We start from the raw sequence: 13,251 nt of genomic DNA on the forward strand, positions 1-13,251 counted from the left end.
GTATAAAAGCAAAAAACCCTATCCGGTTTGGATAGGGTTTTTCAAAGAAAGGCGACGACATACTCTCCCACATAACTGCAGTACCATCTGCGCAGGCGGGCTTAACTACTCTGTTCGGGATGGGAAGAGGTGAGCCCCATGCCAATAACCACCTTAAGGTTTTTAGTAATTAGTCCTTAGTGCCCAGTAATTAGTCCTTAGACCCTTTACCAGTTACTTTTTAACTGCTTACTGCCCGCGACAGGCAAATATCTTAACATACTGAGATAAAGAAAAGTATTTTTATTTAGTATTTCTAGAAAGTTTCTCCCCCCGATTTGCATCGGGGGAAAAGGGTGTACATAAGCTTACGGATTATTAGTACTACTCGACTATGACATTACTGCCTTTACATCTATAGCCTATCAACGTGGTCATCTTCCACGATCCTTAAAAGAAATCTCATCTTGTGGTGGGTTTCGCGCTTATATGCTTTCAGCGCTTATCCCTTCCAAACGTAGCTACTCTGCGGTGCCCCTGGCGGGACAACAGATACACTAGAGGTTTGTCCAATTCGGTCCTCTCGTACTAGAATCAGATCCACTCAAATTTCTAACGCCCGCAGTAGATAGAGACCGAACTGTCTCACGACGTTCTGAACCCAGCTCGCGTGCCACTTTAATGGGCGAACAGCCCAACCCTTGGGACCTTCTCCAGCCCCAGGATGTGACGAGCCGACATCGAGGTGCCAAACCCCCCGTCGATATGAGCTCTTGGGGGAGATCAGCCTGTTATCCCCGGCGTACCTTTTATCCTTTGAGCGATGGCCCTTCCATGCGGAACCACCGGATCACTATGCTCTACTTTCGTACCTGATCGACCTGTATGTCTCTCAGTCAAGCTCCCTTATGCCATTGCACTCTACGCACGGTTACCAAGCGTACTGAGGGAACCTTTAGAAGCCTCCGTTACTCTTTTGGAGGCGACCACCCCAGTCAAACTACCCACCAAGCAATGTCCCCCGCTAAACGGGGTTAGGCTTCAGATAAACAAAGGGTTGTATTTCAACAATGACTCCACAACGCCTGGCGACGCACGCTTCATAGTCTCCAACCTATCCTACACATCATTTATCCAAAGTCAATACTAAGCTATAGTAAAGGTGCACAGGGTCTTTTCGTCCCACTGCGGGTAAACGGCATCTTCACCGTTACTACAATTTCACCGAGCTCATGGCTGAGACAGTGTCCAGATCGTTACACCATTCGTGCAGGTCGGAACTTACCCGACAAGGAATTTCGCTACCTTAGGACCGTTATAGTTACGGCCGCCGTTTACTGGGGCTTCAATTCAATGCTTCTCCGAAGATAACATCTCCTCTTAACCTTCCAGCACCGGGCAGGTGTCAGGCCCTATACTTCATCTTACGATTTTGCAGAGCCCTGTGTTTTTGATAAACAGTCGCCTGGACCTCTTCACTGCGGCCCACATTACTGTGGGCGACCTTTCTCCCGAAGTTACAGGTCTATTTTGCCTAATTCCTTAGCCATGAATCTCTCGAGCACCTTAGGATTCTCTCCTCAACTACCTGTGTCGGTTTACGGTACTGGTACTAATTACCTGAAGTTTAGAGGTTTTTCTTGGAAGCCCTTAGGCGCACTATCTCTTTTGTCCGAAGACTCCGAGTACTATCGTATTTCCCCAAAATCTGTGGATTTGCCTGCAGATCTTATAGGTAGGTACTTCAACGAACTATTCCGTCAGTTCAGCGGCGCTTTCATCACTCCGTCACCCCATCACAGTAATTAGTAGTACGGGAATATTAACCCGTTAGCCATCGACTGTCCCTTTCGGGTTCGCCTTAGGACCAGACTAACCCACAGCTGATTAGCATAGCTGTGGAAACCTTAGTTTTTCGGTGTGCGGGTTTCTCGCCCGCATTATCGTTACTTATGCCTACATTTTCTTTTCTAACCGGTCCAGCATACCTTACGATACACCTTCTGCCCTGTTAGAATGCTCCCCTACCACTTAGAGTAATCTCTAAATCCATAGCTTCGGTAATATGCTTATGCCCGATTATTATCCATGCTCGTCCGCTCGACTAGTGAGCTGTTACGCACTCTTTAAATGAATGGTCGCTTCCAAGCCAACATCCTAGCTGTCTGGGCAGACAAACCTCGTTCTTTCAACTTAGCATATATTTGGGGACCTTAGCTGATGGTCTGGGTTCTTTCCCTCTCGGACTTGGACCTTAGCACCCAAGCCCTCACTGTTAGTGAACATTATACAGCATTCGGAGTTTGTCAGGAATTGGTAGGCGGTGAAGCCCCCGCATCCAATCAGTAGCTCTACCTCTGTATAACTTTATAACTAACGGCGCACCTAAATGCATTTCGGGGAGTACGAGCTATTTCCGAGTTTGATTGGCCTTTCACCCCTACCCACAGGTCATCCGAAGACTTTTCAACGTCAACCGGTTCGGTCCTCCACTGTGTGTTACCACAGCTTCAACCTGCCCATGGGTAGATCACACGGTTTCGCGTCTAACACTACTGACTAAAGCGCCCTATTCAGACTCGCTTTCGGCTGCGGATCCGTGGCTTAACCACTTAACCTTGCCAGCAACGTTAACTCGTAGGCTCATTATGCAAAAGGCACGCCGTCACCCCACAAAAGGGCTCCGACCGCTTGTAAGCGTATGGTTTCAGGATCTATTTCACTCCGTTATTCACGGTTCTTTTCACCTTTCCCTCACGGTACTGGTTCACTATCGGTCTCTCAGGAGTATTTAGCCTTAGCGGATGGTCCCGCCAAATTCAGACAGGGTTTCACGTGCCCCGCCCTACTCAGGATACCACTATCTATTACATTTATTACCCGTACGGGGCTGTCACCCTCTATGGCGTCACTTTCCAGTAACTTCCGGTTCTGCATGCATAAAATGTCGTGGTCCTACAACCCCAGCACTGCCGTAACAGCACTGGTTTGGGCTAATCCGCGTTCGCTCGCCACTACTTACGGAATCACTTTTGTTTTCTTCTCCTCCGCCTACTTAGATGTTTCAGTTCAGCGGGTTTGCCCACCTATCGGTGTACTATGTCTTCAACATAGTGGGTTGCCCCATTCAGGTATCTGCGGATCAATCGGTGTGTGCCCGTCCCCGCGACTTTTCGCGACTTATCACGCCTTTCTTCGCCTCTGAGAGCCTAGGCATCCCCCATACGCCCTTATTTTGCTTATTGTACCAGCCTTAAAATTAATCAAGACCGTTTTTTTTTGTCTTTTGTTAGTTGTATTGCTACTATAACAAAAAACGCTTTCTACTTTTTATTATTTTCTTATCTCAATATGTCAATGAACTTTTTTCTAGTGATTAGTCCTTAGTAATTAGTGATCAGCTTTTGACTAATTACTTTTTACTCTTTACTATTCACTTGAATAGTGGAGAATAACGGAGTCGAACCGTTGACCTCCTGCGTGCAAGGCAGGCGCTCTAGCCAGCTGAGCTAATCCCCCATTTTTCAATCTTAGATTGTAGAATTCAGATTTTAGATTTCTTAATTCTTCTCTAATTTCTTTTGGCGAATCCCAACTTCCAGAATTTCCTTTTTTAAGTTAAATAGTAGTCCCGGGCAGACTCGAACTGCCGACCCCTACATTATCAGTGTAGTACTCTAACCAGCTGAGCTACGAGACTCTGTTTTACTTAATTTTCATTTTTTTTTAAATTAACAGCAAGAGTAATTGAATCTTGTGATTCAGTTCCTTTAGATAGACATCTTTTTTCCCCATCGTGCAATAATGCTAACAAATGGGGCTCTAGAAAGGAGGTGTTCCAGTCGCACCTTCCGGTACGGCTACCTTGTTACGACTTAGCCCTAGTTACCAGTTTTACCCTAGGCGACTCCTTGCGGTCACCGACTTCAGGCACCCCCAGCTTCCATGGCTTGACGGGCGGTGTGTACAAGGCCCGGGAACGTATTCACCGGATCATGGCTGATATCCGATTACTAGCGATTCCAGCTTCACGGAGTCGAGTTGCAGACTCCGATCCGAACTGTGACCGGTTTTATAGATTCGCTCCTGGTCGCCCAGTGGTCGCTCTCTGTACCGGCCATTGTAGCACGTGTGTAGCCCAAGGCGTAAGGGCCGTGATGATTTGACGTCATCCCCACCTTCCTCACAGTTTGCACTGGCAGTCTTGTTAGAGTTCCCGACTTGACTCGCTGGCAACTAACAACAGGGGTTGCGCTCGTTATAGGACTTAACCTGACACCTCACGGCACGAGCTGACGACAACCATGCGACACCTTGTAAATTGTCTTGCGAAAAGTCTGTTTCCAAACCGGTCAATCTACATTTAAGCCTTGGTAAGGTTCCTCGCGTATCATCGAATTAAACCACATGCTCCACCGCTTGTGCGGGCCCCCGTCAATTCCTTTGAGTTTCATTCTTGCGAACGTACTCCCCAGGTGGGATACTTATCACTTTCGCTTAGCCACTGAAATTGCTTCCAACAGCTAGTATCCATCGTTTACGGCGTGGACTACCAGGGTATCTAATCCTGTTCGCTACCCACGCTTTCGTCCATCAGCGTCAATCAATTAGTAGTAACCTGCCTTCGCAATTGGTATTCCATGTAATCTCTAAGCATTTCACCGCTACACTACATATTCTAGTTACTTCCTAATAATTCAAGTTCAGCAGTATCAATGGCCGTTCCACCGTTGAGCGATGGGCTTTCACCACTGACTTACTAAACCGCCTACGGACCCTTTAAACCCAATGATTCCGGATAACGCTTGGATCCTCCGTATTACCCGTGTATGCTGGCACGGAGTTAGCCGATCCTTATTCTTACGATACCGTCAAGCTGATTCACGAATCAGTGTTTCTTCTCGTACAAAAGCAGTTTACAATCCATAGGACCGTCATCCTGCACGCGGCATGGCTGGATCAGGCTTGCGCCCATTGTCCAATATTCCTCACTGCTGCCTCCCGTAGGAGTCTGGTCCGTGTCTCAGTACCAGTGTGGGGGATCTCCCTCTCAGGACCCCTACCCATCGTTGCCTTGGTAAGCCGTTACCTTACCAACAAGCTAATGGGACGCATGCTCATCTTTCACCGTTGTGACTTTAATTATAAAATGATGCCATCCTATAATGCTATGAGGTATTAATCCAAATTTCTCTGGGCTATCCCTCTGTGAAAGGCAGATTGCATACGCGTTACGCACCCGTGCGCCGGTCTCTATCTCCGAAGAAATATACCCCTCGACTTGCATGTGTTAAGCCTGCCGCTAGCGTTCATCCTGAGCCAGGATCAAACTCTTCATCGTATATTGTGTGTCTTAAATAAATCAAGACTAATTATTATGCGATGTTTTCTCTATCGGTTCCTATCGAATCTCTCGATTCTATTACTCTTATTCTTTTGTCTCATCCTGCGACGAGACGGCTGTCAATTCAATATGTCTACGAACGTGTTTCTTTTTTTTGTTTCGCTTGTGTTGCAAAGCGGGTGCAAAAGTAGAAAACTTATTTTAAACCGGCAAATGTTTTTTGAAGTTTTTTTTAGAAAATTTCTTTTCCTTTTCCCTCCTAAACCTTACCAATCTTTCAATGAACTTTCCGTGTTTTGCGGGGTGCAAATGTAACATCCGTTTTCAAATCCCACAAGCTTTTTTGAATCTTTTTTTGAAAAAACTTTTCAGTTTAAAATTCAATGCCTGTCAGTGTTTCAGTGAACGTTTGTCGTTGTTGCGGGTGCAAAAGTACTACCTTTATTTACATTTACAAGCCTTTTTTTTATATTTTTTCCATGTTTTAAACGCTTTTTTCTTAACACTCTGATAACTGCTTATTTACATTTTAAAATTTTTTAAATCATTGTCAGTTTTTTCTTTATCATACTGTCATTCCTCCATTTTTAGTGTTTTTAAAAAGGTCGTTTTTGCGGAATTCATGGGTTTTACAGTATTTTTGGCTGGTTTGCCGCAAAGACGTAAAGACGCAAAGTTTTGTTTTTCCATCGTTTTATGAATCTCCCAGAGGTGATAAGACGCTGTTTTTTCTTATATATTCGTTTTTGCTTCTGTGATTACTGTTTCTTTTGAAAACTACTGCCCTAGCCCCGATAGAAGCGGAAATCCTTTTGTGCCGGTCCCGAGGCTTCGGGAGGAGGCACAAAAGATTGAAGCGGATAGCGGGATTAAGCTCCTAATTAAAATTAAATTCCAATTTTTTAAAATCCAAATTCCAATTTTCTTGGATTGTGGGATATGGGACGCGGGCTTCGGCTTCGATCAGCCTGACAAACGGTATTTGAATTCTAAAACTTCCTTTGTCATTAAATGGCTTTCGGCTTCGCTCAGCCTGACATCTCTACAATATTCTGATATTGATTTTGATTGACAAATCAGATTTTCAATAATGTCTGCAGTACGCATAAGACGTACTGCTGTGCGTCTCTACGTAAAATTGGATTTTAATTAATTTATACATATATATAGGTATATAAAAAAGTAAACCCGACAGGTTTTAAAACCTGTCGGGTTGTGTGAATGAAATCCATTCCTAATATGGCGCAGACCTCCAGCACTTAGATAATAAAATAATCTTCTACATATATATATTGTATGTATTTTAGTAATCATGTATATTTGCATTCACAAAATTATAAACAATGATCAAGATTACTTTACCCGATGGGTCAATTAGAGAGTTCGCTTCGGGCGTAACTCCAATGGAGGTCGCTAAAAACATTAGCGAAGGTTTTGCAAGAAATGTTATTTCTGCATCTTTTAATGGTACAACTATTGAAACCGAAACTCCATTAACGACCGACGGTAATCTTATTTTATATACTTGGAATGATGCTGAAGGTAAAAAAGCTTTCTGGCATTCGACTTCGCACGTAATGGCTCAGGCTCTTGAGGAATTATACCCAGGAATTAAATTAACTCTTGGACCTGCAATTGCTAATGGGTTTTATTACGACGTGGATTTTGGTGATCAGAAAATTTCTGAGGCTGACTTTAAAAAGATCGAAGATCGTGTTCTTGAAATTTCAAGAGGGAAGCATGAATTTAAAATGCGTCCTGTAAGCAAAGCAGATGCATTAGAAATGTACAAAGACAATGTTTACAAGACTGAATTGATTTCTAATCTTGAAGACGGGACTATTACTTTTTGCGATCATGCTACTTTTACAGATTTATGCCGTGGTGGACATATTCCGAATACTGGAATCATCAAGGCTATGAAAGTTATGAGCGTTGCTGGTGCTTACTGGAGAGGTGATGAAAAGAATAAACAGCTGACTCGTGTTTACGGAACATCTTTCCCTAAACAAAAAGATTTAACTGAGTACCTTGAACTTCTTGAAGAAGCAAAACGTCGTGATCACCGTAAATTAGGAAAAGAACTTGAATTGTTTGCTTTCTCTCAGAAAGTAGGTCAAGGTTTACCTTTATGGTTACCGAAAGGAGCTGCACTTAGAGATCGTTTGGAGCAGTTTTTGAAAAGAGCTCAAAAGAAAGCAGGATATGAACAGGTTGTAACTCCACATATTGGTCAGAAAGAACTTTATGTTACTTCTGGACATTATGCGAAATATGGTGCTGATAGTTTTCAGCCAATACATACTCCGGCGGAAGGTGAAGAATTTTTATTGAAACCAATGAACTGCCCTCACCACTGTGAAATTTACAATGTAAGACCTTGGTCATATAAAGATTTACCTAAGCGTTATGCTGAATTTGGTACTGTATATAGATATGAGCAATCTGGTGAGTTACATGGTTTGACTCGTGTTAGAGGTTTTACTCAGGATGATGCGCATATTTTCTGTACTCCAGAGCAATTGGATGAGGAATTCAAAAAAGTAATTGACCTTGTATTGTATGTATTTGGTTCTTTAGGTTTTGAAAACTTTACTGCTCAAATCTCGTTGAGAGATCAAGAAGACAGAGAGAAATATATTGGTACAGATGAAAACTGGGAAAAAGCTGAAAATGCTATTATTAATGCAAGCACGAGACAAAGGTCTTAATACCGTTGTAGAATACGGCGAAGTCGCATTCTACGGACCAAAGCTTGATTTTATGGTTAAAGATGCTTTGGGAAGACAATGGCAGTTAGGAACTATTCAGGTTGATTACAATTTACCAGAACGTTTTGAACTGACATACAAAGGTGCTGATAATGAATTACATCGACCAGTTATGATTCACAGAGCTCCTTTTGGATCAATGGAACGTTTTATCGCAATTTTATTAGAGCATACAGCAGGAAATTTCCCACTTTGGTTAATGCCAGAACAGGCTATAATCTTGTCTTTGAGTGAGAAATACGAAAATTATGCTAAAAAAGTTTTAGATTTGCTAGAAAATCACGAAATTCGCGCCCTAATTGACAACCGAAATGAAACTATCGGTAAGAAAATTAGAGATGCAGAGATGCAGAAAATTCCATTTATGCTTATCGTGGGTGAGGAAGAAGAGAAAAACGGTACTATTTCTATTCGTCGCCACGGACAAGAAGGAAAAGGTAATATTACAGTTTCAATCGAGGAATTTGCTTCGATTGTAGACGAAGAAATAAAAAAGACATTAAAAGTATTTACAGTTTAACTTAAATTAGAAAGTCATAGCAATAAGAAGCAACAGAGGTTTTCAACCTCGAGTAGAAAAAAAAGATGCACACAGAATAAATAACAATATTCGTGGAGTACAAGAAGTAAGGTTAGTAGGCGAGAACATCGAACCAGGTGTATTTAAGCTTGCAGAGGCTTTGCGTCTAGCAGATCAGTTTGAATTGGATTTGGTTGAGATTTCGCCAAACGCTGACTGCCGGTTTGTAAAATCATGGACTACAAGAAATTTGTTTACGAACAAAAGAAAAGAGACAAAGCATTAAAAGCTAAATCTTCTCAAGTTGTGGTAAAGGAGATTCGTTTTGGTCCTCAAACTGATGAGCATGATTATGAGTTCAAAAGAAAGAACGCTGAAAAATTCTTAAAAGAGGGAGCTAAATTAAAAGCTTTCGTTTTCTTTAAAGGACGTTCTATCATTTACAAAGATCAAGGTCAGATTTTATTATTACGTTTGGCTACAGATTTAGAAGAGCATGGTAAAGTTGAAGCTATGCCTGTTTTAGAAGGTAAGAGAATGATTATGTTCATTGCTCCGAAGAAGAAAAAATAATTATTTGCTATAAGCAGTAAGCTTTAAGCTTTAAGCAAACGTTATTATAAATCTTTGCTTAAAGCTTAAAGCCTAAAGCCTAAAGCTTTTGAAAATATAAGTAAGTAAGAATAAATTAAAACACTAGGAAAAATGCCTAAAATGAAAACAAAATCTAGCGCTAAGAAACGTTTTAAAGTTACTGGCTCTGGAAAGATTAAAAGAAAGCATGCTTTTAAAAGTCACATCTTGACTAAAAAATCTAAAAAACGTAAATTAGCTTTGACACACTCAGCGCTAGTTCACTCTACAGATATGAAAAGCATCAAACAACAATTAAGAATTATCTAATATAAGTCTAAAGTTGTAAAGCCTTATTAGTCACAAAGTTGTAAACTTTTGGCATTTGACTTTTAAACCTTTGACTAAAGATTTTCTTTAGGTTAAAAAAATATTTATATAACCTTGGAGTACGGCTTTCAAGTTCCTTTGATTCAATTCAGGACGCCTGCTACAAAAACACATTAAAATTATGCCAAGATCGGTAAATTCAGTTGCTAAAAGAGCAAGAAGAAAAAAAATAATGAAGCAAGCCAAAGGTTTCTTTGGTAGACGTAAAAACGTTTGGACAGTTGCTAAGAACGCGGTAGAGAAAGCAATGAGCTATGCTTACCGTGACAGAAAACAGAACAAAAGAAATTTCCGTTCTTTATGGATTCAACGTATTAACGCTGGAGCTAGATTAGAAGGAATGTCTTATTCTCAATTCATGGGGAAAGTTAAAGCTAACGGAATCGAATTGAACCGTAAAGTTCTTGCAGATTTAGCTATGAACCACCCAGAAGCTTTCAAAGCAATACTTAATAAAGTAAAATAAACGTTTTATAAACTCAATTTAGATTACTTACTTATCATAAAAAAACCATTCGTTTATTCGAATGGTTTTTTGCTTTTATGGAGATTACAACAATTTTATTAGTTTACGAATTAAAATAATTAAAGTAAATTTACTTAAAACTATCGATGAAATGCATAATGCAATTTTAGACCATATTCAAAAGTTTGTTCCACTTGAGCCATCAGAAATTGACATACTTAAATCCTGTTTAACTACAACACAGATTAAGAAAAAGAGTCTTATTTTACAAGAAGGACAGGTCTGCAATACGATGTACTTTATTGTAAAAGGCTGTATGCGTCAATATATCATTAACCCAAAAGGAACGGAACAAACATTACAATTTGCTGTTGAAAATTGGTGGATAACAGATTATTTAAGTTATCATAACCATACTCCATCTCATTTTTATATTCAAGCAGTTGAAACGACAGAAGTGATTGCAATTGATAAATCGGTTTTAGAATCTGTACTTGTTCAGATTCCAAATCTTGAAAAGTATTTTAGAATTGTTGCTCAAAAAGCATTTGGCGCCAGCTCAGATGCGAATTAAATTTCTATTTACAATGTCTGCAGAGGAACGATATAATCACTTCAAAAACCAACAACCGGATTTTGTCCAGCGTGTTCCACAATACATGCTTGCCTCCTATTTGGATTTTTCGGCAGAATTTATGAGTAAAATAAGAGCCGGAAAAGTGTGATTTGAATTTCTTGAAGTAGTTCAAGTTTTTAAGAGTATACATTACTGACCTTTGTAATGTACTTTTAAAACATATAAAAATGAAATCAAGAATTGTTATCCCGAACGTTGCTCCAGAAGCTTATCAAGCTTTAATGAACTTAGAAAAATATATTTCTACAACTTCATTAACTGCGGTTCATAAAGAATTAATTAAAATTCGTGCATCACAAATTAACGGTTGTGCATTTTGTATTAATATGCATACTGCTGATGCTAGAAAGCATGGAATTTCTGAACAAAGAATATACTTAACAAGTGCTTGGCGCGAAGCTGATGTTTATACAGAAGATGAAAAAGCAATTTTGGCTTTAACAGAACAAGTGACTTCAATAAGCAACCATGTTTCTGATGAAGTTTATCAAAATGCGACTAATTTATTTGATGAAAAATATCTAGCTGAAATAATTTTAGCAATTATTACAATCAACTCTTGGAACAGACTTGCAATTACAACCGGACTGAGAGCCGTTTAAATTTTATAAGGAGATTTTTACAAGCTTCAAACATTCAAAAGCCCTTTGTTTAAAAGGGCTTTTTGTATTTAGCTCTAAATGAGAATCAAAAAAAACTCAATTTGAAAATAATTGAAAATACCGTATATATACTCTTTTGAGATTTCCAGAAATATTTATTTTTGGCGCATGATACCAAAAAGAGCGCAAATATTATTTTATGTAATTGTCATATTATTAACGCTTTTATCTTGCCAAAAGAGAAATTCTCCTAACAAAAAAGAAGCCTACAACAAAGCTAAAGCCGACAAACTAATAGCTGTGGCTGACACTTTGTTTGACAACAATAAATTTGACAGTGCGTTTTACTATTACAATGAAGCAATTTTTGTCTGCTCTCCAATTAAGGATGCTGAAAACTATATCAGTACTTTAAACCGAATGGCGATTATCCAGCAGACTCACGGAGATTATGCAGGAAGCGAAGCCACAATTACAAAGGCACTACCTTATGCAAAATATGTAAAAAACCAACTTCACACCTGGAACTTATATGTTACGCTAAGCGTTAACTACCTGGATACGTACGATTACAAGAGCGCTATATTATATAATGAAAAAGCTTTACAATTAGACACAAAAAACTGGAGAAAGCTGGCGACTAAAAATAATATTGGAGTTGCTCTTATTCAAGAAAAAAAATATTACGAAGCGCTTACTATTTTTCTGCCTTTAGAAACAAAAGATGAAATAATTAAAGACAAGGATATTTACGGTTCTTTATTGGACAACATTGGTTTTTGTTATTTTAAAATAGACGCTCCTAAAAAAAGGACTGGACTATATGAATAGAGCTTTAGAAGTAAGGCAGGATGCTCAAAATCCTTTCGGCTTGGGAAAAAGTTACATGCATCTAGCTGAATTCTATCAACAAAGAGATCTTTCTTTATCTAAAAAATACATTCTTTTAAGCTATAAAGAATATAGTAAAATCAACTATATCGACGGCAGGCTTTCAGCCCTAAAAATGATAATTAACAACAGCAATAACAATGAATTAAAAGAGTACTCGAACCTTTACATTGGATTATCGGACAGTATTGATGAAGTAAGACAGAAAGCAAAAAATCAATTTGCAAAAATTAAGTATGACTCTAAACGTGAAAAAAGAAGAAAATCTAAAGCTGAAAGCCCACAAGGCAGAAAATGAATTGGATCTTGAGAGACAAAAAAATAGAAATATTATCTCATATATTATAGTTATCTTGAGTTTATGCCTGATATTAATTCTATATTATTATTTAACCTCTAAAGCAAATCGTGACAAAATTGAAGTCGCTTACAACAGCGAAACAAGAATTTCTAAAAAAACTTCATGATGAATTAGCTAATGATATTTACCACACAATGGCTTTTGCTGAAAACAAAAACTTGTCTTTACTTGAAAACAAGGAACAGTTATTAAATAGTTTAGACACTATTTATTCCAGAACAAGAGATATCGCCAGAGAAAACTGTACAATTAGTACAGATGGAAATTATGTTTTATCAATTAAAGAAATGATTTCTGGGTTTAATACTCCAAATATAAATCTTTTAATTAATGGCTTGGATACAATATCCTGGCATGAAATAGATAAAGCAAAGAAAACAGCAATTTACAGAGCGATACAGGAGTTACTGGTAAACATGAAGAAACACAGTGAAGCCAGTTTGGTTGCCATTATTTTTAAAGAGACGAACAAGGACATTACAATCAATTACACTGATAACGGTAAAGGAATTGATGTTACCAAAATGGTTTTAAAAAATGGACTGCATAATATTGAGAATAGGATTCTTGCCATAAAAGGTAAAATCAATATCGAATCTGATTTAGGAAAAGGATTTAAGGTGTTTATTAAATTTCCTTTGTAAGATGAAAAATATATTTTCTTATCTTCAAACTAGTCTTATATTAAACTGCTTTGCGCTGTTAGCTGTGGTTTTG

7 protein-coding genes, 2 tRNA genes, 3 rRNA genes and 2 pseudogenes are annotated in these 13,251 nt (G+C 39.0%); 9 read left to right on the forward strand and 5 right to left on the reverse strand.

The window, feature by feature from the left end; all coding sequences use genetic code 11:
* Nucleotides 1-46 precede the first annotated feature (46 nt).
* The 5 genes from rrf to ACZZ95_RS00025 form a co-directional block, all read right to left on the reverse strand.
* Nucleotides 47-156, reverse strand: a 5S ribosomal RNA gene (gene rrf / locus ACZZ95_RS00005).
* 181 nt (nucleotides 157-337) lie between these two features.
* Nucleotides 338-3,224: ribosomal RNA gene (locus ACZZ95_RS00010) — 23S ribosomal RNA — on the reverse strand.
* A gap of 200 nt (nucleotides 3,225-3,424) precedes the next feature.
* Nucleotides 3,425-3,498, reverse strand: a tRNA-Ala gene (locus tag ACZZ95_RS00015).
* 107 nt (nucleotides 3,499-3,605) lie between these two features.
* Nucleotides 3,606-3,679: transfer RNA gene (locus ACZZ95_RS00020), tRNA-Ile, on the reverse strand.
* A 126-nt stretch (nucleotides 3,680-3,805) separates the two neighbouring features.
* Nucleotides 3,806-5,320: ribosomal RNA gene (locus ACZZ95_RS00025) — 16S ribosomal RNA — on the reverse strand.
* Together the 16S, 23S and 5S rRNA genes with 2 tRNA genes alongside form the textbook arrangement of a ribosomal RNA operon.
* Nucleotides 5,321-6,666: 1,346 nt before the next feature.
* Here ACZZ95_RS00025 and thrS point away from each other — a divergent pair.
* The 9 genes and pseudogenes from thrS to ACZZ95_RS00070 all read left to right on the forward strand — a co-directional run bounded on the left by thrS (nucleotide 6,667) and on the right by ACZZ95_RS00070 (nucleotide 13,178).
* A pseudogene (gene thrS / locus ACZZ95_RS00030) lies at nucleotides 6,667-8,614 on the forward strand (threonine--tRNA ligase).
* Between the two features lie 76 nt (nucleotides 8,615-8,690).
* Nucleotides 8,691-9,187, forward strand: a pseudogene (gene infC / locus ACZZ95_RS00035) (translation initiation factor IF-3).
* Between the two features lie 132 nt (nucleotides 9,188-9,319).
* Complete coding sequence (gene rpmI / locus ACZZ95_RS00040; protein WP_007810722.1) at nucleotides 9,320-9,517, forward strand: 50S ribosomal protein L35; 198 nt, start codon at nucleotides 9,320-9,322, stop codon at nucleotides 9,515-9,517.
* A gap of 181 nt (nucleotides 9,518-9,698) precedes the next feature.
* Complete coding sequence (rplT, locus tag ACZZ95_RS00045; protein WP_008464948.1) at nucleotides 9,699-10,043, forward strand: 50S ribosomal protein L20; 345 nt, start codon at nucleotides 9,699-9,701, stop codon at nucleotides 10,041-10,043.
* A gap of 151 nt (nucleotides 10,044-10,194) precedes the next feature.
* A complete protein-coding gene (locus ACZZ95_RS00050) occupies nucleotides 10,195-10,617 on the forward strand; it encodes a Crp/Fnr family transcriptional regulator (protein ID WP_463467563.1) in 423 nt (140 codons plus the stop codon).
* 230 nt (nucleotides 10,618-10,847) lie between these two features.
* Complete coding sequence (locus ACZZ95_RS00055) at nucleotides 10,848-11,282, forward strand: carboxymuconolactone decarboxylase family protein (protein ID WP_463467564.1); 435 nt, start codon at nucleotides 10,848-10,850, stop codon at nucleotides 11,280-11,282.
* A 168-nt stretch (nucleotides 11,283-11,450) separates the two neighbouring features.
* The gene (locus ACZZ95_RS00060; protein ID WP_463467565.1) at nucleotides 11,451-12,113 is read left to right on the forward strand and encodes a tetratricopeptide repeat protein; all 663 of its coding nucleotides are present in this window, start codon (nucleotides 11,451-11,453) and stop codon (nucleotides 12,111-12,113) included.
* Nucleotides 12,106-12,471 (forward strand): hypothetical protein, encoded by a 366-nt coding sequence (locus ACZZ95_RS00065; protein WP_463467566.1) that lies wholly within the window; start codon nucleotides 12,106-12,108, stop codon nucleotides 12,469-12,471. Before ACZZ95_RS00060 ends, ACZZ95_RS00065 begins: the two co-directional genes overlap by 8 nt.
* A 119-nt stretch (nucleotides 12,472-12,590) precedes the next feature.
* Nucleotides 12,591-13,178 (forward strand): sensor histidine kinase, encoded by a 588-nt coding sequence (locus ACZZ95_RS00070; RefSeq protein WP_463467567.1) that lies wholly within the window; start codon nucleotides 12,591-12,593, stop codon nucleotides 13,176-13,178.
* Nucleotides 13,179-13,251 lie beyond the last annotated feature (73 nt).

The sequence above is a fragment of the Flavobacterium sp. AC267 genome, from assembly GCF_979258715.1.